Raw genomic sequence first — 25291 nt, forward strand, 5'->3', positions numbered from 1 at the left:
TATCAGCTCACCCTGCTGTACGGCGGTGGTGCCGCACTATCGGCTTTCATCCTGCTGTGCTCGGTGCTGGCCGTGTGGATGGCGGCCAGTGACTACAATGCGGCCGCGCGCGCGGGCTTTCTGACGCAGCAATCCAGGCTCCTGGTCAGCATGACGGGGGCCAGCGCGGTCCTGAAGCGGGGCACGGGCTATGCGGAAGGCGTGTGGGACCGCCATGCGCTGCCGTCGCCAGCCTTGCGTGAACAGTACCTTTCCAATCATGGCCAGTTGCGGATCATTCAGGATTCGGGCCGCCGGGTCTATGCCGTGACCACCGAGGTCAGCGACGCCCGGCCCGCTGCGAGCTTCTTGCCGCTTCTGGCAATGGTGGAGAAGCAGCTCAAATCCAGTGTCGTGCTGACGCGCACGCCCGAGCTTTCCGCCAACACCTATTTCCTTTCAGTACAGGGGGATTTCCTGGCCACGCTGCTCCGGTCGGGAAGCGGCTACGCGGTACCGGTGTCCCGCCTGCCCGATGCGCTCCGATTGTTCAAGGAGGCTTGGCCAGACGTCGTCAGCCTCACGCAGGCCGCGGTGGAGCATCCCGAAGCCACGCCGGCGGACGTGATCTGGATGGCGCCGCAATTCGATCCGCTATCGGGTGAACTGGTGGTCCGCTTCGCACAGTTCCTGTTCGACAGCGATAGGAGGCCGCTCGCCGTCGTCGTTGCCAACAGGCGTCCAGGCCGGTTCCTGAATGGCCTGCAGAATCCGGTCGATGGGGGCGAGTTCGCCATTCTCGACGGGCACGGCAAGGTGCTGTTGACGCCTGACGCCGAGCGCAGCGACTTCATCAACCATGTGGCTGCCACGCATACCGCCGCGGCGCGGCCGGGCGTGCAACAGGCCTTCAGGGACGGCGTCTTCAAGATCAGTGAGCGCCTGCCAGGGACGGACTGGACCCTCGTTTATGCTTACACGCCTTACACCATCCTGGCCGGCCTGAAGTATCGCCTGCTGACGATCAGCGCCCTTGCCTTGGTGGGATGGTTGGCGTTGTGGGTCCGCATTGTCATCTACCGCCGCAAGATCCTCATTCCGGGCTACCGGCGCGCAGTGCGCCTGAAGGAGAGCCAGAAGCTCAACCGCGCGCTGATCCATACCGCACCGGTGGGCCTTAGCCTGCTTGCGCAGGCCGATGGCCGTGTGATCGTGGGCAACAACGTGATGGCGCGGTATGCCGAGCAGGTTGGCGCGCCGCCGCTGAGCCAGCGCATGTGGGAGCTCTATCGGCGCGCGTCGGAGGCGCGTCCGGGCCGTCCGAACAGGAACCGGCCGTTGATCGGCCAGGAGCTGACCCTTGGGACGGACACGCAAGCCTTGACGCATCTGCTGGTGAACTTCACCCATGTCAAGTATCGCGGGGAGGCGGCGCTGCTTTGCGCGTTGCACGACATCAGCGCGCAGAAGAAGACGGAGCAAAAGCTCAGGGAGGCGCGCCAGGCGGCGGACCAGGCCAACAAGGCCAAGTCCACGTTCCTTGCCATCATGAGCCACGAGATCCGTACGCCGCTGAATGCGATGATCGGCTGCCTGGAGCTGATGGGGCGCTCGCCATTGTCTGCCGGCCAGCGGCGAAGGCTGGAGATCGTCGAGTCGTCGTCCGCTTCGCTGCTTCGCATCATCAATGACGTGCTGGACGTGTCCAAGGTGGAAGCGGGGCAGCTGACGTTCGAATCCATTCCTTTGCGTTGCGACCAGCTGCTGCAGAATGTGCGCGACACGTTTGCGCCGCTTGCGGAGGCCAAGGGCCTGGCGCTGGCTTGTGAAATCTCGCCCGGTGCCGCCGGCTACTTTCTTGGCGATCCGACCCGGATCCGGCAGGTGATTGCCAACCTGGTCAGCAACGCGATCAAGTTCACGGAATCCGGCCAAGTGGTAGTCCGCGCCGCCTTTGTGCAGGACAACGAGACATCTGTCGTGCAGTTCGAGATTGCGGATACCGGTATCGGGATAGATCCAGCTGTCGTGCCAACCCTGTTCGCGCTCTACACGCAGGCTGACAGTTCCATCCATCGACGTTACGGCGGCACTGGCCTCGGGCTGCCGCTGTGCCAGCGCATCGTAGAGGCAGCGCAAGGCCATATTTCGGTCAGCTCCACGCCGGGGCAGGGCAGCACCTTCACGGTCAGGTGGCCATTGCAACGCACGGAGGCGCCTGCCCAAGTCGCACAGGCCGGGAGAGCGGCGACAGCCAAGGCATCGGACGCCGCCAGCGGGGTGGAGTCCGGTGATGGCGAGCGGCCCATCCAGGTGCTTGTCGCGGAAGACCACCCGGCAACCCGTGCCATGCTGGCCGACCAGCTCGAGCAACTCGGCTTTGACGCGACGATTGTCGAGCATGGCGGGAAGGCATTGGAGGCGCTTGCGCAAAGGCAATACGACATCGTGCTGACGGACATCGGTATGCCGGTGATGGATGGCTATGCCTTGGCATCGGCCATCCGGCAGCAATATCCAGGCTTGCCCGTCGTCGCGATGAGCGCGCATAGCACACCGGAACAGGCGCAGCGCAGTCTGGAATCGTCCATTTCCACGGTGCTGGTCAAGCCCTTGCCGCTCGCGGTGCTGGGGCGCGTTCTGCGCTCGCATGCTGGCCGCAGCGCGCCAAAGGAATCCGATAGCGACAAGACATTGCCCGAGTTGCCGGAATTGCCGGAATTGCCGATCACCCCGCAGATCTGTGAGGCGATGCACTCCGCCACGCGGGAGACGATGGCGGCCATGACAGATGCTTTGCGGGCGGGCAACGCCGACGCCGTCCTCAATGCACTGCACTCGCTGAGCGGAGGCTTCGCACTGGTGGGAAATGCGACCCTGGCGGAACTATGCAACGGCCTGCAGCAGTTGGTCAGGAGCGAGGGGCTCGAGAGCTTCCAGGGGCTATGGCCGGCGTTCCAGCAGGAAATCGAGGATGCGCTGGGGGAGTTGAAGGCCTGACGGCGGTCATCGCGGCGGCTTGCGAATGCGGCCGCGGCAAATCGGCTCGCCACGAGCCGCGGCAGAATCCCCCTTGCGGGGATGCAGGCTAGCGCTCGGAATACGCACTCGATCATGCGTGGCTATTGCGCTACCATAGGCAGCTTTTTCATGTTCTGCAAAGAGCTGGCGGCCTAGTCGACAGACGTTTGCCGGGTCATGTTCCCCGCTCTTTCAGCGACCCACTTAAGGATACCTTTCATGTCGCTTCGCCTGTTTCTCCGACGCGCGCTGCTCTGCGCCGTCACGCTTGTTCCTGCCGCGCCGGCTCTCGCATACTTCGACTCGTTCATCCATGGCACCGTGATCGGGAGCATGAGCCAGAAGGAAGCGGCCGCACTATACAAGACGGTCAGCAAGACGCTGGACGATGGCGCCGACGGTGCGGTGGTGCCGTGGACCTACCCGGCGTCGGGAAAACGCAAGCCAATCGAGGGAAATCTGACGCCGATGAACGGCAAGACCGATAAAGGCCAGTCCTGCCGCCAACTGAAGCTTCAGTTGAAACGCGCGGACCAGGAAGACAACTGGACCGGCTGGTTCTGCAAGCAGGGCGACGGGCGCTGGCGCTCGCGCAAGCTCAGCGACGGTTGAGCACCTGTCTGGCTCGGCATCCGCAATGGCGCCGTCTGGCATTTCATTGGCGATTCGGCTGCGATTGATATCGTGGCAAATATGATGCTGGAGAAATCCGATGGATTTCGAAAGGCTTGGTGGGGAGTTGGCGCAATCCTGCTCCTTTGGGCAGCTTTCCTCTTACTGGGCCAGGCCATCAAGAGCATGGATATCGCCGTCGCCTATGCAATGTGGGGCGCCATCGGCATCCTGGGAACCGCAGTTTGCGGCCGGCTACTTTTCGGGCACCGCTTGAAGCCGATCGGATGGATAGGGATCGCCTTTGTGATCGTGGCCGTAGTCGTTCTCTCATTGGTCGAATAGCGGCTGCGCAAATAGCGCGAGTGCGACAGCTCCAGCACATAGCGCACCGGGCGGTCCAGGGCACGCAGTCCGGTGGGCGCCCGCCAGCGGGCATGCAAATTACCTTGTGACGAGATGAATTCTCTCGCTTGCACTATCCATGGGCGTGGCGCAGGCACCAAAGCGGCGGGAAAGCAACGGGAAAAGTGGGGCAATCTCCGCAAGATGTTCTAGAACAACGTGAACGTCAACAACCGGCGCAAGACCGACGGGTTGTACTGGCCCGCCGACTCCGATGCCGAAAAAAGCCCGCTGGGGCCGGATGCGCTGGTGATGGGCCCCGATACGCCCGCCGCCGAAGCATTCCATGGCTGCCACTACCGCATCGTTACGCCTGGCAAAGGCAGCGAGGCAAAATACGTGTTCCTGGCGTGCCCGGTGGCGTACGGCAAGACCGGCACGCAGACCTTCGCGCTCGACAGCAGCGGCACCTTGTACCAGCGCGATCTTGGCGCCGGCACAACCTCACGGGCCAAGGCCATGAGCGTGTTCGCGCCGGACGCAGGCTGGGAGAAGGTGGAGTAGGGCTGAAGCGGGCACTCCTTGACCCGCTCCCTCGTGTCGGGCGAGCGCTTAATCCGGACCACGCCGGACCACAACCTGGCCCTGAACCCAGCACCGGATCCGCTTCTTCTTGCACGCGCTGCCGATCCTTGGCGCCAACGCCGGACAGGCACACTGGCCCTTGCCAGAAGAAGTGCCGATCAAGACATGCTGCGCTAAACGCGCTGCCTCGATTTTCGCGCTCAAAGTGCTCGCCGGCTGCGGCGAAACCAAATAACTTCCCTTCCGCATAGCTTGTCACGTGGCGATCTAAGCACCGCATCGCGATGTGAAGTACAGCTTTCCATATCTCGCGCCTAGACTGCAACTGTGTTCTATTTCGACGCACGCATGTGTGCTTCTTATGAATACAGCTTCGCCCCTACTATTCCTTCCAACAAAATCACGCGTGGCCAGTTCCAGTCCCCAAGGCTCGCTGACGCGCATTCATTGGAGCTACCGTCGTGAGAGACGAAGCAGGGAAGATAAGCGAAGTCCGCCCCCACCTTGTCGCTGGGTCGCACCCCGGACGAATCGACATCATTGCGCTGCCCGGCATCAGCGCCATCAGATTTGACACATGCTGTTCGGCCGCGCAGTTGCAATCGGACGATCAAGATTTCCGCCACCGCGATGCGCTTGGCGGTGACCCGGTTGGAAGGAGCGTCCATTGAAGCTCTACGAGAAGTTCGCCGATGATATCGAGCGGCTGATCCAGCAGGGTGTCTACCGCCATGGCGAACGATTGCCTTCCGTACGGCAGGCTAGCCAGCAGCACCGGATCAGTATCACCACGGTACTTCATGCTTACCTGCTGCTGGAAAGCCGCGGCCTGCTGGTGAGCCGGCCGCAGTCCGGTTACTTCGTCGACCTGCAGCGCGGAAGCGACGAGCGGCAAATGCAAGAATTGCGAGCCTCGAAGCCGATCGCCATGTCTGCCTCGGTGGACGTCAGCCGGCTGGTGCTTTCGACGTTGCGCTCGATCGGCGCCGGCGATGCCGTACCGCTCGGCTCACCGTACCCGGATCCCGTTATGTTCCCGTTCGAGAAGCTGAACCGGTATGCCTATATGTCGGGCCGCGAAAAGACGCTCTGGAACGTGACGAACGCGCTTCCGCCCGGCAATCCGCGCCTGGTCCGGCAGATCGCGCGCCGCTACCTTGAGAACGGCATGCCGGTCGACCCGAACGAGATCATCGTCACCGTCGGCGCGACCGAGGCGATCAATATCTGCCTTCAGGCAGTGGCAAAGCCAGGGGACGTGATTGCCGTCGAGTCGCCAACGTTCTACGCCATGCTGCACGCGATCGAGCGCATGGGCATGAAGGCGATCGAGGTGTCGACGCATCCCGAATACGGCATCGATATTGCTGCTCTGGCAGGGATCGTGAAGTCGCAGCCGATCGCGGCCTGCATGGTCATGCCCAACTTCCAGAATCCGCTTGGCTTCCAGATGCCGGATGAGCGCAAGCGGGAACTCGTCGAGTTACTGACGAGAGCGGACATTCCGGTCATCGAGAATGCCGTGTACAACGAGCTGTACTTCGGCGACACGCATCCCAGCACGTTGAAGACCTATGACCGCAAGGGCATCGTTTTGCATTGTTCGTCGTTTTCGAAGAGCCTGACGGCAGCCTATCGCATTGGCTGGGCGCTGCCAGGCCGCTACCGCGATCAGGTCGAGAAGCTCAAGTTCCTGAATACCCTGGCAACGCCGACGATTCCGCAGCTTGCCATCGCGGAGTATCTCGAGCGTGACGGCTTCGAGCATCATCTGCGGAGGATTCGCAAGGCCTACGCGCAGCAGGCCAACCTGATGCGCGCCATGGTTTCCCGCTTCTTTCCGGAGGGAACGCGCATGTCCAGCCCGGCCGGCGGCTACGTGCTCTGGATCGAGCTACCCGCGAAGGTCGACGCCATGCAGCTCTATCAGCTAGCGCTAGACCGCGGCATCACGATCGGGCCAGGGTATATGTTCTCGAACTCCGGCAGCTACCGGAATTTTATCCGCCTCAACTACAGCAGCCCGTGGTCGAGTCGGATCGAGGAAGCGGTGATCGAGGTCGGCAAGCTCGTCGCGATGTGTGCCCGCTGACGGAAGGCGGGTGGGGCGATACCGGGGTGACCCTGCGTCCAGGGCCCTGCCGTCAGGCATCGGTCTGGCATCGATCAGCCGCCCGTGACAGGCGGAAAGAACGCGATCTCGCTGTCCTCGCGCACCACGAAGGCGCCATCGACCAGTTCCAGGTTGACAGCGGCCCGTACCGGCCGGTGGGTCTGCAACGCTTGCGCCGAGCGTGCGTCTCGCGATGCGAGCGTTTCCCTGATGCCCTCTACGGTGATCCCGGGCGCATGGATATCGACGATCTCTTGCGTGACGCCAAGATGTTCACGAATGCTGGCGAAGTACCTGATGGTGAGTTTCATGTGCGCTGTCCTGTTTTCGGTTTCTGGCTGGATGGGCGGGGGGTCAGCCCCAGCGGTTCACAGCCAGCTCGTCTCGTGCCTTGGATTCGACCCATTCCGCTGTGCCGTCGCGTCGGATCTCTTTTTTCCAGAAGGGCGCGTAGGTCTTGAGGAAATCCATCAGGAACTCGCATGCATCGAACGCTGCCTCACGATGCTGAGATGCGACGATGACAAGGACCACCGGATTGCCGAGCGCGATACGACCGATCCGATGCACGATCTTCACGGCATCCAGTCGCCACCGCGCGTTTGCCTCCTCGATGATGCTCCATAGTGCCCGTTCGGTCATCCCTGGATAGTGTTCGATCTCGAGCGCCGCAACATCGTCGGCGTCACCGAACTGGCGCACGACCCCCAGGAAATTCACAACCGCACCGACATTGGGATTGCGCATGATGGGATCGATCTGCGCTGCGAAGTCGATCGGCTGGTGCTGCACGCGCACCTCGAAGCCGGCGGCGATGGCACGCTGCGCAAAGTCCGCGCTCTCCGTGCTCTGCGCGTCGTCCTCGGCGCGGGCCTCACTGCCCGTGCCGGGTGCGTCGTCGGCTGTCATCTTTGGATGGAACGTTGATGTCATTGTTGTTCTCCAGGTATCGGCTTGCTTCGTACCCACTGGTGAAGATTCAACCCCCGACGAGCGACATGCGGACAGTCGGGTAACGCTGACTCTGCCCGTTGCTGCGGGCCGTTGCGCGCAGCTCGGAATAGCGGTCGGCGCGGCCGGTCCACTGGTGACGGATCGCCTGCGCCAGCTGTGCCTCCGACGCGCTCTCCGACAGCCAGGGTTTGAGGCTGGTCCCTTGACTGGCGAACAGGCAGGTATAGAGCTGGCCGTCAGCCGAAACGCGCGCACGTGAGCACGATCCGCAGAACGGCTGCGATACGCTTGCGATGAAACCCACCTCGCCGCCGCCGTCCGTGTGACGGTAGCGGAGCGCGGTGCTCGATCCCGGCCCTGGCTCGACGGGGGTCAGGGGAAACTCGGCTTCGACCCTATCCCGGGTCTGCCGAGCCGTGAGCACCGCGGCATCGGACCAGAAGTCGGCCCCGCCGACGTCCATATATTCGATGAATCGCACCACCACGCCAGTGCCTTTGAACAGGCGCACGAGTGGGAGGATCTGGCTTTCGTTTACGCCCCGCTGCACCACCGCGTTGACCTTGACCGGCGCAAGCCCGGCGGCGGACGCGGCCTCGATGCCGTCCAGGACGCGCGACACAGGCACGTCGGCGTCGCTCATACGCCGAAATACGGCGTCTTCTACCGCGTCGAGACTGACGGTCACGCGGCTCAGGCCGGCGTCCTTGAGCGCGCGGGCCTTGGCGGCGAGCAGCGTGCCGTTTGTCGTTATCGCGATTTCCAACGGCTTGCCAGACACGGTCGTCAGCTTCGCAAGCTGCTCCACCAGTGCTTCCAGGCCGCGCCGCAGCAGTGGCTCGCCCCCGGTAATGCGGATCTTCTCGACACCGAGCGACGTGAATGCTTTTGCGATCTTGACCATCTGCGTGAACGACAGACGGTCGGCCGATGGCATGAATGCGTAGTCGGCAGGGAAGACCTCCCGTGGCATGCAGTACGTACAGCGAAAGTTGCACTGGTCGATGACCGAGAGGCGCAGATCGCGCAGCGGGCGACCGAGCCGGTCAAGCACATCGGCATCGGCATCGACGTCAGCCGATATGCGGGTGTCGGCAAAGAGGGAGGCAACGTTCTGCTTGATGGCGCTCACGATCTATCCGGTGGCATGCGAGGCGAGACTGTGGAAGGGTCGGTCTCCGGCATCTGTCTTGAGGCTTCGGGCCGGAGGGCGAGCGCGGCCGGTCTGCCAATGCGGCTGGCCTGGACTCAGCATAAGCCGGACCCGGGCGGGGTCGCGCATACAGTTCGCCGAGGATCCGAAGAGTACAGTTACGCATCGCAAAGCTCGAGAATGGCCTGCGGGAAGCGTATCGGCGCATGGCCCTTCATCGCATCCCGTGCTGTCTGCTCGGCGCCATGGCATCGATTGCCGCGTCGCAGGCCGCAGGCGTGTACTCCACGAAGCCGTCGCCACGGCAGAAGCAGAGCAGCCGGATCCCCGCCTGGCGCGCGATGTCGATCGCGAGGGTCGTGGGAGCCGAGATTGTCGCGATCATCGGGATATGGAGGCGCGCGGCCTTGCGCACAAGCTCGTAGCTGGCGCGGCTGGAAAGCAGAACGAAGCCGGCGCGCGTGTCTGCCTTGCTTCGTGCAAGCTGGCCAATCAGCTTGTCGAGTGCGTTGTGCCTGCCGACGTCCTCGAAGACCTCGAGCACGGCACCGTCCCTGGCGCACCAAGCCGCGGCATGGACGCCCCCCGTCTTGCGCATGAGCATCTGGTGCTCGGGCAACTCGCGAGTGGCGCGCCAGACGGCTTCGGTGCCGATGTCAGCCGCCGAGCCCGCGTGAAGAATGCGCGCCGGCTCCAGGTCCAGCAGCGCGATGCTCTCGATTCCGCAGACGCCGCACCCCGAACGCCCGGCGAGTGATCGCCGCCTTCCTTTCAGGGTGGCGAACGCCTCTTGGGAAATTGTCAGCCTCACTTCCGCGCTGCCGGCATGGAAGAGCACTTCCATATCGAATACGTCGGAGGCGCGCTCGACAATCCCTTCGCTGAGCGAGAAGCCCAGCGCGAATACTTCCAGATGGATGGGCGTGGCCATCATCACGGCGTGCGAGATGCCATTGAACACCAGCGCAACGGGCAGTTCTTCCGCAACGTGATCCGAGATCGGAAACTCGTCGCCGTGCCTGTGGCGTATCACCGTGCACTCGACGCTACCGGTTCGATCCATGACGGACGGGCATTGCAACATTGGGGACCCCTTGAAGGCATTAATTCAGCAGTTCAGAACATTCGTGAGTACGGCATGCCGCATGCCGTGGGCAGTCCGCGTCAAGCCTGACAGTTGGATTTATATGCGCCGCCGCGCCAAATCGCTAGAGCACAGATCCGATGGCCGCTGCTGTTGCTGCAAGCTGTATGCGAACGCCACGACTTCGGTCAGGCAGAACACAGTTTGCATGCTATCGCGATGCGCACCCGGTTTTCGGGCACAGCTCAATACGAATCGACGGAACACAGTTCTCGTGCAGCGACATTCGTTTGCATGCCCTCTCAAAACTGCACTATCGTCGTATCCAGATTTGATGCCCTCGCGCTCCGGTGTGTCTCCGGTTAGCCGGTTCGGCGTGCCCCCCTCCGGCCTCGCGCGATCCGGAAGGGCCATCTTCGATTTGAATCGCGCGGTCCTGGCTGATGCCGTGGACCCTTCCTTCCAGGTGCAAGTGAGAATCATGGAAATCTTCGATGCCTTACATCTTGCCAGGCTGCAGTTTGCCTTCACCGTTTCATTCCATATCGTCTTTCCAGCGATCAGCATCGGCATGGCGAGTTTCCTCACCGTGCTGGAATGGCGCTGGCTGGCGACGGGGGATAGCAGCTACAAGGATATGTTCCTGTTCTGGTCGAAGGTATTCGCGGTCAGTTTCGGCATGGGCGTGGTTTCCGGCGTTGTAATGGCCTACGAGTTCGGCACGAACTGGAGCGGGTTCTCGCAGGTTGCGGGCAACATCACGGGACCGCTGCTGACGTATGAGGTACTGACGGCCTTCTTCCTCGAGGCAGGCTTTCTCGGCGTGATGTTGTTCGGTTGGCAGCGGGTGAGTGCTCGCGCGCACTTCTTCGCGACACTGATGGTTGCCTTGGGTACGCTCATTTCCACATTCTGGATCCTGGCGTCAAACAGCTTCATGCATACCCCGCAAGGATTCGCCATGGAGAACGGCCGCATTGTCCCTGTCGATTGGCTGAAGGTGGTGTTCAACCCGTCCTTTCCCTATCGCCTCGCGCACATGACAATCGCGGCGTTCATCGTGGCGGGATTCATGGTCGCCGCGTGCGGCGCCTGGCATTTGTTGCAGGGGCGGCGCGATGTGCCGGTCAAGCGCAGCTTCTCGATGGCGTTGTGGATCCTGCTGCTGGTAACACCGGTCCAGATCGTCGTGGGTGACGCGCATGGCCTCAACACGCGCGAGTATCAGCCGGCCAAGATCGCAGCGATCGAAGGTCTTTGGGAAACGGAGAAGGGCGGCACGGCGCTCAATCTGTTCGGTCTTCCCGACATGGAGTCGGAAGAGACACACTACGCGCTGAAGGTCCCTCATCTCGGCAGCCTGATCCTGACGCACAGCTGGGATGGCGAGATTCGTGGCCTGAAGGCATTTCCGCGGCAGGACCGGCCATACTCGCCGATCCTGTTCTGGACGTTCCGGATCATGGCGGGACTCGGCATGCTGATGCTGTTGACCGCGCTGCTCGGCCTGCTGCTGAGAAAGCGTGGCCGCCTCTACGAAACGCGCTGGTATCAGTGGCTTGTGCTGTGCATGGGGCCATCCGGGCTGATCGCACTGCTGGCGGGCTGGATCACGACCGAGGTCGGCCGACAACCCTGGACCGTGTACGGCGTGCTGCGCACGGAAGATTCCGTCTCTCCGATCAGCGCCCAGCTTGCCGGGGTTTCCTTGCTGATTTTCGTCATCGTTTACTTCCTGGTCTTCGGGATGGGCGTCTACTACATGATGAAGCTGATGACGCGCGGACCGGTGCTGAACTCGCATGCCGCCGCCTTGCTCAAGCACCCAGGATTGCGTAGTCGCGCACTGGCCGCACCCTCGGATGCGCTGGAAGGAGAATGATTCCATGTCAATCGATCTGCCCGTGATCTGGGCCGCCATCATCGGCCTCGGCGTTTTTATCTATGTGATGCTGGATGGATTCGATCTTGGCATTGGCCTCCTGTTTCCATTCTTCGAAGCCAAGGGAGACCGGCAAGTGATGCTCAATACCGTCGCGCCGGTCTGGGACGGGAACGAGACCTTCCTGGTGCTCGGGGGCGCCGGGCTGTACGGCGCCTTCCCGGTCGTCTACGCGACGCTGCTGCCGGCGAACTACCTGCCGCTGATCCTGATGGTCGTCGGCCTGATCTTCCGGGGCGCGGCATTCGAGCTGCGGGCGAAGGCAAAGCGGACGCAGCATCTGTGGGATCTCGCCTTTATTGGCGGCTCCGCGCTGGCGTCCTTCTGCCAGGGGATCGTGCTCGGTTCGCTCCTGCAGGGGATCAGGATCGTCGACGGCCGTTTTGCCGGAGGACCGTTCGACTGGCTCTCGCCATTCAGTGTGTTCTGCGGCATCGGCGTTCTCCTTACCTACGCCGCGCTGGGCTGCGGATGGCTGATCCTGAAGACGGACGGTGAACTGCAGCGCAAGATGCGGCTGCTGATGCGGCCTCTGGTGTGCGTGCTGCTGGGTGCCATCGCGATCGTCAGCCTTTGGACGGTACTGGGATTGCCGGCGGTGGCCCATCGCTGGTTCGGCAGCGGCAACCTTGGCTGGTTCCTGCCGGTGCCTGTCCTGGTGCTGGCCTGTGCATGGGGCATCTTCCGCGCAGTCCGGCTGCGGCACGAAGCGACCCCCTTTCTCCTGACGCTTGCGCTGTGCTTTCTCGGCTATAGCGGCTTGATCATCAGCATCTGGCCGAACATTCTTCCGCCGTCGCTGACGATCTGGGAAGCGTCTTCCAGCCCGTCCAGCCAGCTCTTCGCGCTGGTTGGCACCGTCATTGTGCTACCGGTCATCCTGGTCTACAACGCACTCCAATACCGGGTATTCCGGGGCAAGGTGCGCGAGGGCGATGCCGGCTATCACTGACCCATGCCAGATACCGGTCGCGCCGGCGTTCCGGTCCTTTGCCGGACTGCGTGGCCGCACCGCAGTTCGCTCCCGCTAGCCCTGGAGCATCCCCCACCCGCAGCAATGCCGGAGAAGAAGACGCCATGATTGTGAGGCCGAGACAAAACTGGTTCCTGATGCTGTTCGTCTGGAACGGTTCGGTATTGCAAACCATCATTCCCCAACTTGTTTTCATGGGGGCTGTCAGCAGCCTGGCCGTGTTTACCCATGGAAAGGTGTTTGGCGAGAAGATCCCCCTCAATACGGCGCCATTCACGCTGTTCGGCCTGGCGTTGGCCATCTTTCTCGCGTTCCGGAACAACGCGAGCTACGACCGTTTCAACGAGGCTCGCCACCTGTGGGGCAACCTGCTGATCGCATCGCGCTCGCTCACTTCGCAGATGCTCTGCTATCTGCCAGAACATCTGGAGGCGGTGGATCGCACCCGACTCGCCAATACGCTGATCGCGTTCATCTATGCGCTTAAGCATCGGTTGCGCGCGACCGACCCGACAGAGGACCTGCGCCGCTTCCTCGGCCCTGAGCAAATGGCGGCGTTGCATGGGAAGTCCTACACGCCGACGGCCTTGCTGAATGACCTTCGCCGCGGCCTCGCCCGCTACCAGGGACAAGTCGCTGGAGCCGACACCACGCGCTGGATACTCGACACCCAGATCAACGAGTTGGGTAAGGCGCTTGGGGGATGCGAGCGGCTCGTCTCCACGCCGATTCCGTTTGCCTATAACGTGCTGCTGCATCGCACGGTCTACGCCTACTGCGTGCTGCTTCCGTTTGGCCTGGTCGACTCGACGGAGTTCTTCACGCCATTGCTATGCGTCTTCATCTCCTACACGCTGATTGCGCTGGAGGCGATCGCAAGTGAAGTCGCCGAGCCATTCGGACTAGCACCGAACGCGCTGGCGCTCGATGCCATGACGCGCAATATCGAGCGGTCGATTCTCGAGCTTTGCGATCGCGAGCTACCGGCGGAAACGGTAGCGGTCCGGCCTTATCAATTCACATAGCCGATCTTCCCGATTGGCAAGAGTCAGCAGGAGTCAGCAGGAGTCAACAGGAGTCAACAGGTGCCGAGCATGCCAACGAGGTCAACCCGGTCAATCGGCTTGCGATGCCGCTTTGAGCGAACCAATCATCAGGGAACCGTCCTGGCGCTGCGCCTGCGACGACAAAGGGGAGCCGTGACCACCGCTATCCGCTTGATTGGCATTCGGGCGACGCTCGGTAAGGTCTTCCAGCAGCGTGGCCGATGGAATGAAGAACAGGCCGCCGGTGACTGCCCTGCTGAAGTCCAGCAGCCTGTCATAGTTTCCAGGCGGCCGCCCGACGAACATGTTCTCAAGCATCTGCTCCAGCGGCTTGGGCGAGCGGGCATACCCGATGAAGAACGTGCCAAACTCGCCTTTGCCTGGCTGTCCAAAAGGCATGTTGTCGCGCAGGATCTTCACCTCCTCCCCGTCTTCCTCAAGCGTGGTGAGCGAACTATGCGACGACGACGGCTTGACCGCTGCATCGAGCTCGATGTCCGACAGCTTCGTGCGGCCGATGATTCGCTCTTGCGCCTCGACGGAGAGGTTATTCCATCCAGCCATGTCATGCAGGTACTTTTGCACCATCACGTAGCTGCCCCCGGCGAACGAGGAGTCCTCATCGCCAATGATCGTGAAGCGGATGGACTCGGTGCCCGTCGGGTTCTCGGTGCCATCGACAAAGCCGACCATGCTGCGCATGTCGAAGTAGCGAAAGCCATGTACTTCGTCAACCACCGACACGGCCGCGCCAAGCCGGCTCATCAACTGAGTTGCGAGTTCGAAGCACAGGTCCATCTGGTCGGCGCGAATGTGCAAGAGCAGGTCACCCGGCGTCGCCATGGCGCGGCGATCGCCGGCACCGAATTCGCGAAAGGCGTGCAAGCTGGCGGGACGGGGGTCTCCGAACAGTCTGTCCCAGGCATCCGAACCAAATCCGCAGACGCACGAGAGGTTGCCACCGGGGACTCGCTTTCCCACGGCACGAACGAGGGCGCCGATATCCGCGCACAATTCACGCACGGTATCCGCGCTGTTCTCGCCCGCGGACAGGACCGCGACGATGAAGATCGCGCTACGGGTGATCGGACTACATACGGCTTGCTGCTCGGGGATGATGTTTGCCATGTTGACGAGTGTCTTCCAGGACGAGTTTCAAGAATGGTGGAATGATAAATGACTGTTATGACTGTTATGACTGTTCGCGATAGCCGGACCGCTGTCTATCCTATCATTCAAAGGTGCCAATGCTGGGTGGATGGCCCACTTGTCTCGCGGGAAGGTTAAGTTCGCCGAACGCAAGCGTTGCTGGTCACTCCGGAGGATCAAAGAGATGAACAACTTGCTCAATCGGGCTTCAAGGTGGCGCAGCCGCTGGAGCCAGTTATTTTGGCTAGTCGGGCTCTGGGCCGCCGGCGTGCTTTCAGTCGCTTTGGTCGCGGCACTCATCCGGCTCGCGATGGGGGCCATTGGATTCAGGTCTCATTGAATACAAGGATGGACCCTGTGTTCATCGATCGGCGGTGTCTGTTGACGCGTGTGGCCTGGCCAAGGCAGGCCCTTGCGTTTTAGTGGGGAGCCCGAACATGCAGGAATTTGACTTTTACATCCATCTCAAGAAGCCGACGCTGGGACTCTACGTGTTGAAGGGGGCAGGCCTGCCCGACCTCCAGGATGCAAGTCAGTGGCAGCTCGAGGGGCATGTCTGGCAGAGCGAGCTGCCGCCCGGACTCCTGAAGGAACTGCAAGCCAACGGCCACGCGTTTCAAGAGCTGGGCGGGTGAGCATGCTCGCGGTCCCGCCATGTGGCGGCGGTGGCCACTGCCATCAGATGGTCGACAGGCATACGCGCCGCTCGGCGGGTCATCTACCGCCCCGAACGTCCAAGCACGACGGCCGCCTCGGCGGTCAGCATGAGAAAGGTGAGCGTTTCCTGAAAATACAATCGAACGGTGGCGTCGGTATGGTCAAGGTACCCAATGGATACGTCCTGGCCGATGTGCAGTTCGAAATCGCCGCCCCGCTCGGTGAGCACCATGCCGCCGTCCATCGCTGGCGCCCAGATGATGTCGCCGTCCACAAGCTGGCGAATGTCGCGTAGAACGGGATATCCGTTGTCAGTGGCCCCGCTCACGGCCGTGAATGGCTTGTCGCCCAGAAGTAGCCTGTAGGGCCCATCGACACCAGCACGGCGCAACTGGTCTACGGCCTGCGCCACCGCGGCCGGATATCCGCCGATATCGGGTGGAAGGTCCAGCGCGGCATGGCTGGCACCCTGAGAGATCCCCTGGATCCCGGCCGCCACATAGCCTTCGAAGACAATGTGATCCTCGGCCTGTGCGAGTTTGCGCGCCGCATCTTTCAGTGGCTGCAGGTCGGGATTGTTCGACCCACGTTCGACGCCATCCATCTCCTGGCGCGACAGCGCAAACGGGACCCGTAGTTCCACCAGCGCCCGCACATCGCGTTGGACCGCTTCGATGCCGTCGCCCGGCGGTGCGATTTCCCGCAGTTGGCCAGTGCCAACCGCTGAGAATTCGAGACCCTTCGGTCCAATCAGATCGACAACACGCCGAGCTGCGAAGTAGCGTTTGAGGGTGCGAGATGCTTCCTGCTCAATCTGCTCCCAAGCACCTTCGGAGATTGGCGCCAACTGCCGATGGAGATTGTTCATTTGAAGGCTTCCTTTGACTGGCCGCTACGCATCGTATCGTCATGCCGTCTTCGTTGCATGTCTGGTGTTCGATTCTTTCAACCGCGACCTCCTGGGTGCCGGTCGAGCGCGTCGTTGCGTCGTTGCGTCGTTGCGTCGTTGCGTCGTTGCTCGAGCATTCTCAATGAACGTCACGGACCGGGCAAGAGCACAGCAAGGCTTCTGCCGCATCGTATTGTGCAAGCCGATCCCACTGTGCTCTAAACGGTGCTCGCTGCCACGCCCGGAATCAGGAACAGCGCCGCCGCACCATTCAATTTCATCCGATTTCCCTCACCGAACAGACGGAAAAGAGGGAGAGCACAGTCGACGCGCACCGATCGTTATCAACTGTATCTTTGCGCCGGCTTGGCGATCAGCTATGTTAGCCACAGGCTGATCTCACTGCGACGAAGTCGGAAACTTGCCAAGACAGGGGCAGAAGAATCAGTCAACAGCTGGATGATTCCAGTGGCCTCTCGGCCTCGCAACGCCAGAACAGCCCGGCTGCCATGCTGCATCCGATTCGAACAGTCTGAACGCTTCGACCAACAAGGATCCTCACGCCATGCCAGACCTCTGCGATATCTGTAATGCACGCCCCGCGGTTGCCCGTGTCACCGTGATGGAGAACGGCGAGCGCAGGACGCTCTCAATCTGTGACTATCACTACCGGCAGATGTTGCGGCACCAGAACATGCTGAACCCGTTCGACTCCCTGTTGAGCGGAGCAAGCGGGCTGTCCCATCTGTTTGGGGGCATGGGCGGCGAGCCTGGCGATGCGGGCTCGTTCTCCGCCGAGGTGCCGCGCGAATCCGTCGATGCCACGGACGCCTTCAGCGAGCAGACGCTAGAACTGTTGCAGCGCGCGGCAGAAAAGGCGCACGAGTTGCACCGCGCCGAGCTCGACACGGAGCATCTCCTGTACGTGCTTGCCGACAACGACATTGCTGGCGCACTGCTCAAGGAGCTCAAAATATCGGCGCAGGACATCAAGACCTACATCGACGAGCACGCGCGCACTGGGGAAGCGGCCCCCGACGCGCCGCTCGACCGGATGACGATCTCGCCGCGTTTGAAGAAGGCCTTTCAGTTTGCCTTCCAGGCGTCGCATGAGCTGGGCCACTCGTACGTCGGGCCCGAGCATCTGCTGATCGGCCTTGCCGCGGTACCCGAGAGCATCGCGGGAGCCCTGCTCAAGAAGTATGGCGTGACACCGGAAGGCTTGCGCCAGAAGGTCGTCAAGGTGGTGGGCAAGGGCGCGGAGGATGGCCGCATCGAAGGCGGCACAGGCACGCCTAACCTGGACAAGTTCGGCCGCGATCTCACCGCCATGGCGCGTCAGGGCAAGCTCGATCCGGTGCTGGGCCGCGCGCAGGAAATCGAGAGCACGATCGAGGTGCTGGCCCGGCGCAAGAAGAACAATCCCGTGCTGATCGGCGAGCCGGGCGTCGGCAAGACAGCCATCGTGGAAGGACTCGCGCAGCGGATCGTCAACGGCGACGTGCCGGAGGTGCTGCGCGACAAGCGGCTCGTCGAAGTGAATATCAACGCGATGGTTGCGGGAGCGAAGTACCGCGGCGAATTCGAGGAGCGCGCGCAAAAGCTGATCGAGGAGGTCACCGCGAAGCAGGACTCGTTGATCCTGTTCGTGGACGAGTTGCACACGATCGTCGGGGCCGGTCAGGGCGGGGGCGAGGGCGGCCTCGACATCGCCAATGTGCTCAAGCCTGCGCTGGCGCGCGGCGAGCTCAGCCTGATCGGCGCAACGACACTGAATGAATACCAGAAGTACATCGAGAAGGACGCGGCACTCGAGCGGCGCTTTCAACCGGTGCTTGTGCCGGAGCCGAGCGTCGAGCAGACCATCGTGATCCTGCGCGGCTTGCGTGACAAGCTGGAGGCACATCACCAGGTGACCTTCTCCGACGATGCTTTTGTCGCGGCGGCCGAGTTCGCGGATCGCTACATCACGTCGCGCTTCCTGCCCGACAAGGCGATCGACCTGATCGACCAGGCCGCGGCACGGGTGCGAATCGGTGCGACATCCCGTCCGGCCGCGATCCAGGAACTGGAAGCGGAAGCCGCGCAGCTCAAGCGCGAGCAGGACTATGCGTCGTCGCGCAAGCGCTTCGACGAGGCGAAGCGCTTCGAGGAGCGCATCGGCGAGAAGCAGAAGCAGCTCGACGAGGCGATGGAGGCGTGGCAGCGAAAGACAGGCTCGGAGACGCTCGAGGTGACGGTGGCAACAGTGGCTGAGGTGGTGTCTCGCCTCACTGGCATTCCGGTCGCGGAGCTCACGCAGGCAGAGCGGCAGAAGCTCCTTGCCATGGAGGCGAAGCTGCGCGAGCGGGTGGTTGGCCAGGAAGATGCGGTGGTCGCGGTGAGCGATGCGGTACGTCTGTCGCGCGCGGGCCTCGGCCAGACGCACAGGCCGATCGCGACCTTGCTGTTCCTGGGACCCACCGGCGTGGGCAAGACGGAGCTGGCGAAGGCTTTGGCCGAAACCGTGTTTGGCGACGAGCAGGCGATCATCCGCATCGACATGTCCGAGTATATGGAGCGCCACGCGGTAGCGCGCCTGATCGGCGCGCCACCGGGCTACGTGGGCTACGAAGAGGGCGGCCAGCTGACCGAGCGCGTGCGGCGGCGTCCTTACAGCGTGATCTTGCTTGACGAGATCGAGAAAGCGCACCCCGACGTCTACAACGTGCTGCTGCAGGTGTTTGACGACGGGCGGCTCACCGACGGCAAAGGCCGCGTGGTCGACTTCAGCAACACGATCCTGATCGCTACCAGCAACCTCGGGGCCTCCATCATCATGGAGAACCTGGCGCGGCCCGAGGCCGCGCGCAAACCTGACAAGGCAGTCCGCGAGGCGCTAATGGACGTGCTGAAGGGGCACTTCCGTCCAGAGTTCCTGAACCGGATCGACGAGATCATCGTGTTCAACGCACTGGCCAAGGAGAATATCCGCGCGATCGTGCACATCCAGCTCGATCGCATCGTGCGTACCGCGGCAGCACAGGACATCACGCTCAGCTTTGGCGAGGCGCTCGTCGACCATCTGGTCGACGTCGGCTACCAGCCCGAGTTCGGCGCACGCGAACTGAAGCGCCAGATTCGCCAGATCATCGAAACGCGTCTCGCGAAGGAGATTCTCGGTGACGCGCTGAAGTCGGGCGACAGCGCCACGATCGACTACGACAACGACAGCGGCGACATACGGTTCGACAAGCTCCCGGCCGAGCCCAAGGCAAAGGACATCCCGCCTTCCGATGGAACCACGTCGAAGGACGCGGATCCGGATCGTCGTGCCGGATCAAGGCCGAAGAAGTCGGCCGCATAGTCGTAGACAGCGAGGCGCGTCAAATCGGCTCGATTGCGTAGCGCCACAGTTTTCATCCATGGAGTTCATCAAATGACCAATCGACGCGAAGTGCCCGGCATCAGGGAATACGACGGCCCTGCTGGCGGCTGGGGAGCGCTGCGAGCGACGGCCCAGGCCATCCGGCTGCAGATGGAAACCATCAAGGCCCCGATCACGCTGCTTCGGACCAATCAGCCGGACGGCTTCGATTGCCCGGGTTGCGCCTGGCCCGACAAGGAGCACCGCTCCAACTTCCAGTTCTGCGAGAACGGCGCGAAGGCCGTCACGTGGGAGGCGACGACCAAGCGCGTGCGCCCGGAGTTTTTTGCAAACAACACCGTGTCATCGCTGCTGCAGCGGTCGGATTTCGAGCTGGAGGACATGGGCCGGCTGACGCATCCGCTCGTGTACGATCGCGCCACGGATACGTTCCGCGCTGTCGAGTGGGAGGAGGCGTTCGGCCGGATCGGGCAGATCCTGCGCGGCTTGCCGCCAGACCAGGTGGAGTTCTACACGTCCGGCAGGGCGTCGAACGAGGCCGCCTACCTGTACCAGCTCTTTGTGCGGGAGTACGGCACGAACAATTTCCCTGACTGCTCGAACATGTGTCACGAGCCGACCAGTGTCGGGCTGCCACAATCGATCGGCATCGGCAAAGGCACGGTATCGCTTGACGACTTCGATAAGTGCGATCTCATCATCGCGATCGGCCACAACCCGGGCACGAATCATCCGCGGATGATGGGCACGCTGCACGAGGCATCACGGCGCAATGTGCCCATCATCGTTTTCAATCCGCTGCGCGAACGCGCCCTGGAGCGCTTCGCCGATCCGCAGAACTGGCTTGAGATGGCCACCTACGGCTCGACCCGGATCGCCTCGACCTATTTCCAGGTCAACGCCGGCGGCGACGCGGCCGCACTCAAGGGCATCATGAAGTCGCTGATGGCGATGGAGGCGGAACAGGGCAACGTGCTTGACCGTGAATTCATCGCCGCGCATACGACCGGCTTCGACGCCTTCGCCGCGGATCTGGAGGCCACGACATGGGAGGACATCGAAAAGGCGAGCGGACTATTGCAAGCCGATCTCGAACAGGTGGCCATTGCCTATGCGAAGTCGAACGCCGTGATTGTCACGTACGGCATGGGCGTCACCCAGCATAACAAGGGCACGGCCAATGTCCGCCTGATCGCCGACCTGCTGCTGTTGCGGGGTAACTTCGGCAAGCCTGGCGCTGGCATATGCCCGCTGCGCGGGCACTCCAACGTCCAGGGAAACCGCACGGTCGGCATCACGGAGAAGCCGTCGGAGGACTTCCTCAAGCGGCTCGAAGGCGTCTTCGGCTTCCAGCTTCCCCGCGAACACGGCCACGACGCCGTTAATGCCATGGAAGCGATGATCCATGGATCCTCGAAGGCCTTGATCTGCCTGGGCGGGAATTTCGCCGTGGCACTTCCGGATCCCGAGCAATCCTTTCCGGCGATGGCAAAGCTCGACCTGAGCGTGCACGTCGGCACCAAGCTTAATCGCACGCACCTCCTGGTGGCGAAGGAAACCTACATCTTCCCGTGCCTTGGCCGTACCGAGCTCGATGTGCAGCAAAGCGGGCCGCAATCGATCACGGTGGAAGACTCGATGTCCATGGTCCACGCATCGGCCGGCAAGCTTGCTCCTGCATCCGAGCAGTTGCGCTCGGAGCCGGCCATCGTTGCCGGCATCGCGCACGCAACCTTGCCGGACAGCAAGGTGCCTTGGCTGGAGCTGATTGCCGACTACGACAAGATCCGTGACCTGATCGACAGGACCGTCCCGGGGTTCGAAGCCTTCAATGAACGCATCCGCACGCCGGGCGGATTCCGCCTTCCATTGCCGCCGACCGAGCGCAAGTGGCTGACGCCCTCGGGAAAGGCCGAGTTCTCCGTGTACGGCGGCGTGCACGAGGATGCCGTGGTTCTCGGGGGTGAGAACGTGCTGCGCCTGATCACGATCCGTAGCCATGACCAGTACAACACCACGATCTACGCTCTGGATGATCGCTATCGTGGTGTGTTCGGGCGCCGCGACGTCCTGTTCATGAACGAGGCTGACCTGACGTCGCATGGACTGGAACACGGAGACCTGGTCGACATCGAAACCATCGTCTCGGACAGGCCGCTGCGGCTCAAGAACATCACGGCGATCGCCTACAGCATCGCGCGGGGATCGGTGGCTGCTTACTATCCGGAGGCGAACGTACTGGTGCCGCTCGATTACATCGACAAGGAGAGCGGCACGCCGTCATACAAATCCATTCCCGTTCGCGTGACACGTGCGGCTGGCAATTGAAATTGACGATGGATGCGCCGGGCATTGCCTGGCGCCGATGCTATTCCTCGCCCGCCTTGTATTGCTGCTCGAGGCGGTCGAACAGCACCTTGTTCACCAGTCGCTGGCGTTCGCTGAACGATGCGACCAGCGACGGATCCTCGTCCAGCCGCCCGCTGTCGCGCAGCACGGTCAGCGCCTGCTGCATGCCGTGGACCGCGCCTTGTAGCGCCGCGTTCGCGTACAGCACGATGCCATAGCCCAGTTTGCCGAGTTCGTCGCGCGGCAGGGTCGGCGTTTTGCCGCCGATCACGACATTGATCAGTTGGGGTGTATCGAACAGCGCGGGCAGGCGCTGGATATCGGCGAGCGACTCGGTCGCCTCGATAAAGAGAACATCCGCGCCGGCCTCGACGAAACGATGGCCGCGCTCGATCGCGGCTTCGATGCCGTGCCCGGCGCAGGCGTCGGTGCGGCCCACGATCAGCAGGTTGCTGTCTTCCCGCGCATCGACGGCCGCGTGAAGCTTGCCAATCATCTCGCTGGTCGAAATCACCGCCTTTCCGGCAAAGTGGCCGCATTTCTTTGGCAGCACCTGATCCTCGATCTGGATGGCGTCGGCACCTGCGCGCTCAAGCGTGCGCACCGCGTGGCGGACGTTCAGCGCATTGCCGAAGCCCGTGTCCGCGTCCACGATCAGCGGCAGGTCGACGGCATCGCGCACGCGGGCCGTATGCTCGGCGATATCCTGCAGCCCGATAAAGGCCAGATCGGGCAGCCCGAACGACATATTGGTCACGCCTGCACCCGTCAGGTAGAGCGCCTCGAAGCCGGCGTCCTCGATGATGCGGGCACTTAGCGCGTTGAACGCGCCGGGCACCAGCAGGCCCCTGCGCTCGTCGACCTTGCGGCGCAATGCCGCGCGGCGGATGGCTGAATGAGATGACATGGCACTTACCTCTGGACTTTGAATAATGGAGACACCCTTTCAGCACAATCCATGCCAACGGCTGGCTTTTTCATATCTCCCGACAAATCAATAACTTACGCGCGCGCTCCAGCGAATGATTCGTGCGAGAATGTTCCTTCATTTTTTGGAACGTTTCGCGAAACGTTTCGTGGAACATCCCACTCCAGCAGGAGGAAACCTTTCGTGCCGACGCTCTCTCCATTCACTTCCGTTTCGCGGCACGACGCGCATCGGCCCGGCATTGCCCTGGTCAGCATCAGCCGCCTGCAAGCGTTGTGCGAAACCGTGGCGCCGCGCTACAGCGACCGGGCGAAGATACTTGCGGTACGAGAAGGGTATGGCGCCGCGGTCGCCGCGCTGCAGGCATACGTCGACGCGGGCACCGTGGATGTCGTGCTTGCGGCGGGCTCGAACGGGGCCTATCTGCGCGATCACCTGAGCGTGCCCGTGGTGATGGTCAAGGTAAACGGCTTTGACGTGCTCAGCGCGATCGCGCAAGCCGCTTCGGCCTGGCCGGGAGAGCGGATCGGGCTCGTCCTGCATGAGACGGTTTCGCATGAGCTTGACGATCTGCGGGCCTGGTTGAAGGTGGATCTGCTCCAACGCGCCTATCGCTCGATCGACGAGGTACGGACCGCGGTCGCATCGCTTGCCGCGCAGGGTTGCACTGTCATCATCGGACCCGGCATGGCGTGCGACTTCGCACAGCAGGCCGGCCTCGAAAGCGTGTTCCTGTACTCCCTTGGGGCGGTCGAGGAAGCCTTCGAGCGCTCTATCGAGCTGGCAAGGGTCAGCCGGCACAAGGAGTCGAAGCGCGTGCGCTTGAACACCATCGTGGCGCACCTGCGCGATGGCGTGGCAGCGTTCGACGACGCCGGGCAGCTCGAAGCCGTCAATCCCGCCATGGTCGGCCTGCTCGGGCTGGCTGGCGACAAGGATATCCCGCGTCAGCTGACGGCTGCGGTGGGGCCCTTCCTGCGCGAATCCATCAGCACCGAAGGCCCGCTGGAAGAACGGATCGCGCGCATCGGCGGGCGGGCGCTGATCGTGACCTGCCTGCCCATCGTCGAGCATGGCCTGCGTACCGGCTCGGTGGTGACGGTGCAGGACGCGCAGGCCGCGCAGCGCATCGACCGGTCATTGCGGACCACCCAGCGCCCGACGCAGCTGGTCGCACGGCACAGCCTGGACGACCTGAGCGGCAGCTCCGCCGTGCTGGACAGGGTGCGGCGCCTCGCCCGTGCCGGCGCGGCGCATGACGCGACCATACTGCTGACGGGCGAGAGCGGGACAGGCAAGGAGTTGGTCGCGCAGGGCATTCACAACGCGAGCGGCCGCCGCGGCAACCCCTTCGTCGCCTTCAATTGCGCGGCCTTGCCGGAAGGCCTGATAGAGAGTGAACTGTTCGGGCATGAAGAGGGTGCGTTCACGGGCGCGCGGCGCGGAGGCAGGCCTGGATTGTTCGAGACCGCCCACACCGGGACGATTTTCCTCGATGAGATCGGGGAGATGCCGGCGGCCCTGCAAAGCCGGCTGTTGCGCGTATTGCAGGAACGCGAGGTCATGAAGCTAGGCTCTGGGCGCGCCACGCCGATCGATGTGCGCGTCATCGCGGCGACGCACCGGGACCTGCACGCCCTGGTGGCAAAGGGCCTGTTTCGCGCAGACCTTTACTTCCGGCTGAACCTGCTGCAGATCGCGCTTCCGGCGTTGCGCGAGCGGCGCAGCGATATACCGGAACTGGCGCGCCACCTGGTCAAGCGGAGCATCGCGCAATATGGCTTGCCGGACGAAGTCATGGCGCGTGCGCTGGAACTGCTGGCCCCCCTGTTCCACGGATACGCATGGCCGGGCAACGTGCGCGAACTGGAAAATCTGCTGACCCGCGCGGCGATCTACCTTGGCGATCCCCAGGCCGGATCCATGCAGGAGATTCGCGCTGTCTTTCCCGAATTCGAGCGAATGCGCCCGGAGCCGCCGGCGCTTGGCAGCGATGCACAGCGGCTTGCGCTGACCCGCGCCGACGTACTGCTTGCGCTCGAACAAGCCGGCGGCAACCGCGCCGAAGCCAGCAGGCAACTGGGGATCGGGCGCACCACGCTGTGGCGGATGCTGAAAACGGGAGGGTAGGCGGATTCCGCGCCG

General features: G+C 62.7%; 23 protein-coding genes. 13 read left to right on the forward strand and 10 right to left on the reverse strand.

The features are described 5' to 3' along the window. Nucleotides 1-299 precede the first annotated feature (299 nt). Nucleotides 300-425: a hypothetical protein gene (locus tag AC1RQK_RS17985; protein WP_492375077.1), complete on the reverse strand. Its 126-nt coding sequence runs from the start codon at nt 423-425 to the stop codon at nt 300-302. A 208-nt stretch (nt 426-633) separates the two neighbouring features. Continuing rightward, nucleotides 634-840, reverse strand: a complete 207-nt coding sequence (locus AC1RQK_RS17990) for a hypothetical protein (RefSeq protein WP_492375076.1) — start codon at nt 838-840, stop codon at nt 634-636. Nucleotides 841-1254: 414 nt separating this feature from the next. On the opposite strand from AC1RQK_RS17990, the gene AC1RQK_RS17995 reads away from it, so the two are divergent. The 4 genes from AC1RQK_RS17995 to AC1RQK_RS18010 all read left to right on the forward strand — a co-directional run bounded on the left by AC1RQK_RS17995 (nt 1255) and on the right by AC1RQK_RS18010 (nt 4521). Beyond that, complete coding sequence (locus AC1RQK_RS17995) at nt 1255-2979, forward strand: hybrid sensor histidine kinase/response regulator (protein WP_492810337.1); 1725 nt, start codon at nt 1255-1257, stop codon at nt 2977-2979. Between the two features lie 240 nt (nt 2980-3219). Beyond that, nucleotides 3220-3612, forward strand: coding sequence for an RT0821/Lpp0805 family surface protein (locus AC1RQK_RS18000; protein WP_150985900.1), 393 nt, complete (start codon nt 3220-3222; stop codon nt 3610-3612). 45 nt (nt 3613-3657) lie between these two features. After that, nucleotides 3658-3957 carry an SMR family transporter gene (locus AC1RQK_RS18005; protein WP_492810339.1) on the forward strand — a complete coding sequence of 100 codons (300 nt, stop codon included), beginning with the start codon at nt 3658-3660 and terminating at the stop codon, nt 3955-3957. Nucleotides 3958-4176: 219 nt separating this feature from the next. Then, nucleotides 4177-4521 carry a DUF2950 family protein gene (locus tag AC1RQK_RS18010; protein ID WP_492810269.1) on the forward strand — a complete coding sequence of 115 codons (345 nt, stop codon included), beginning with the start codon at nt 4177-4179 and terminating at the stop codon, nt 4519-4521. 380 nt (nt 4522-4901) lie between these two features. Here AC1RQK_RS18010 and AC1RQK_RS18015 read toward each other — a convergent pair whose 3' ends face one another. Then, nucleotides 4902-5210, reverse strand: coding sequence for a hypothetical protein (locus AC1RQK_RS18015; protein WP_492810271.1), 309 nt, complete (start codon nt 5208-5210; stop codon nt 4902-4904). On the opposite strand from AC1RQK_RS18015, the gene AC1RQK_RS18020 reads away from it, so the two are divergent. Continuing rightward, complete coding sequence (locus AC1RQK_RS18020; protein ID WP_492375074.1) at nt 5210-6634, forward strand: aminotransferase-like domain-containing protein; 1425 nt, start codon at nt 5210-5212, stop codon at nt 6632-6634. The two genes, AC1RQK_RS18015 and AC1RQK_RS18020, sit on opposite strands and share 1 nt — an antisense overlap. Nucleotides 6635-6708: 74 nt before the next feature. Here the strand turns inward: AC1RQK_RS18020 and AC1RQK_RS18025 are convergent, their stop codons facing one another. From AC1RQK_RS18025 to fdhD, 4 genes are all read right to left on the reverse strand, one after another. Then, complete coding sequence (locus AC1RQK_RS18025; RefSeq protein WP_416048496.1) at nt 6709-6966, reverse strand: MoaD/ThiS family protein; 258 nt, start codon at nt 6964-6966, stop codon at nt 6709-6711. Between the two features lie 43 nt (nt 6967-7009). Then, nucleotides 7010-7588, reverse strand: coding sequence for a molybdenum cofactor biosynthesis protein MoaE (locus AC1RQK_RS18030; RefSeq protein WP_492810341.1), 579 nt, complete (start codon nt 7586-7588; stop codon nt 7010-7012). A gap of 46 nt (nt 7589-7634) precedes the next feature. After that, complete coding sequence (gene moaA / locus AC1RQK_RS18035) at nt 7635-8693, reverse strand: GTP 3',8-cyclase MoaA (RefSeq protein ID WP_492810343.1); 1059 nt, start codon at nt 8691-8693, stop codon at nt 7635-7637. Nucleotides 8694-8976: 283 nt separating this feature from the next. Beyond that, nucleotides 8977-9846 carry a formate dehydrogenase accessory sulfurtransferase FdhD gene (fdhD, locus tag AC1RQK_RS18040; RefSeq protein WP_492810274.1) on the reverse strand — a complete coding sequence of 290 codons (870 nt, stop codon included), beginning with the start codon at nt 9844-9846 and terminating at the stop codon, nt 8977-8979. A 481-nt stretch (nt 9847-10327) separates the two neighbouring features. Here fdhD and AC1RQK_RS18045 point away from each other — a divergent pair, with 481 nt between their 5' ends. The 3 genes from AC1RQK_RS18045 (at nt 10328) to AC1RQK_RS18055 (ending at nt 13786) form a co-directional block, all read left to right on the forward strand. Next, on the forward strand, nt 10328-11728 hold the full coding sequence (locus tag AC1RQK_RS18045) for a cytochrome ubiquinol oxidase subunit I (protein WP_492810276.1): 1401 nt from the start codon (nt 10328-10330) through the stop codon (nt 11726-11728). 4 nt (nt 11729-11732) lie between these two features. Then, on the forward strand, nt 11733-12740 hold the full coding sequence (cydB, locus tag AC1RQK_RS18050; protein ID WP_492375081.1) for a cytochrome d ubiquinol oxidase subunit II: 1008 nt from the start codon (nt 11733-11735) through the stop codon (nt 12738-12740). 125 nt (nt 12741-12865) lie between these two features. Beyond that, a complete protein-coding gene (locus AC1RQK_RS18055) occupies nt 12866-13786 on the forward strand; it encodes a bestrophin family protein (protein WP_492810278.1) in 921 nt (306 codons plus the stop codon). A 90-nt stretch (nt 13787-13876) separates the two neighbouring features. Here the strand turns inward: AC1RQK_RS18055 and AC1RQK_RS18060 are convergent, their stop codons facing one another. After that, nucleotides 13877-14935, reverse strand: coding sequence for a Dyp-type peroxidase (locus AC1RQK_RS18060; RefSeq protein WP_492810280.1), 1059 nt, complete (start codon nt 14933-14935; stop codon nt 13877-13879). A 205-nt stretch (nt 14936-15140) separates the two neighbouring features. Between AC1RQK_RS18060 and AC1RQK_RS18065 the strand changes: the two genes are divergently transcribed. Further along, complete coding sequence (locus AC1RQK_RS18065) at nt 15141-15296, forward strand: DUF2474 family protein (protein WP_416048501.1); 156 nt, start codon at nt 15141-15143, stop codon at nt 15294-15296. 97 nt (nt 15297-15393) lie between these two features. Next, nucleotides 15394-15591, forward strand: a complete 198-nt coding sequence (locus AC1RQK_RS18070) for a hypothetical protein (RefSeq protein ID WP_492375067.1) — start codon at nt 15394-15396, stop codon at nt 15589-15591. An 83-nt stretch (nt 15592-15674) separates the two neighbouring features. Here AC1RQK_RS18070 and AC1RQK_RS18075 read toward each other — a convergent pair whose 3' ends face one another. Further along, nucleotides 15675-16481 (reverse strand): family 1 encapsulin nanocompartment shell protein, encoded by an 807-nt coding sequence (locus AC1RQK_RS18075; protein ID WP_492810283.1) that lies wholly within the window; start codon nt 16479-16481, stop codon nt 15675-15677. Nucleotides 16482-17067: 586 nt separating this feature from the next. Between AC1RQK_RS18075 and AC1RQK_RS18080 the strand changes: the two genes are divergently transcribed. Then, on the forward strand, nt 17068-19848 hold the full coding sequence (locus tag AC1RQK_RS18080) for an ATP-dependent Clp protease ATP-binding subunit (RefSeq protein WP_492810285.1): 2781 nt from the start codon (nt 17068-17070) through the stop codon (nt 19846-19848). 72 nt (nt 19849-19920) lie between these two features. Then, entirely contained in the window at nt 19921-22197 is a 2277-nt protein-coding gene (locus AC1RQK_RS18085) for an FdhF/YdeP family oxidoreductase (protein WP_492810287.1), read from the forward strand. Nucleotides 22198-22237: 40 nt separating this feature from the next. Here AC1RQK_RS18085 and AC1RQK_RS18090 read toward each other — a convergent pair whose 3' ends face one another. After that, nucleotides 22238-23125 (reverse strand): isocitrate lyase/PEP mutase family protein, encoded by an 888-nt coding sequence (locus AC1RQK_RS18090; RefSeq protein WP_492375063.1) that lies wholly within the window; start codon nt 23123-23125, stop codon nt 22238-22240. Nucleotides 23126-23176: 51 nt separating this feature from the next. On the opposite strand from AC1RQK_RS18090, the gene prpR reads away from it, so the two are divergent. Continuing rightward, nucleotides 23177-25276, forward strand: coding sequence for a propionate catabolism operon regulatory protein PrpR (gene prpR, locus AC1RQK_RS18095; protein WP_492810290.1), 2100 nt, complete (start codon nt 23177-23179; stop codon nt 25274-25276). The last annotated feature ends 15 nt before the right edge of the window (nt 25277-25291 follow it).

Source organism: Cupriavidus sp. GW822-FHT02D05, from assembly GCF_058802485.1.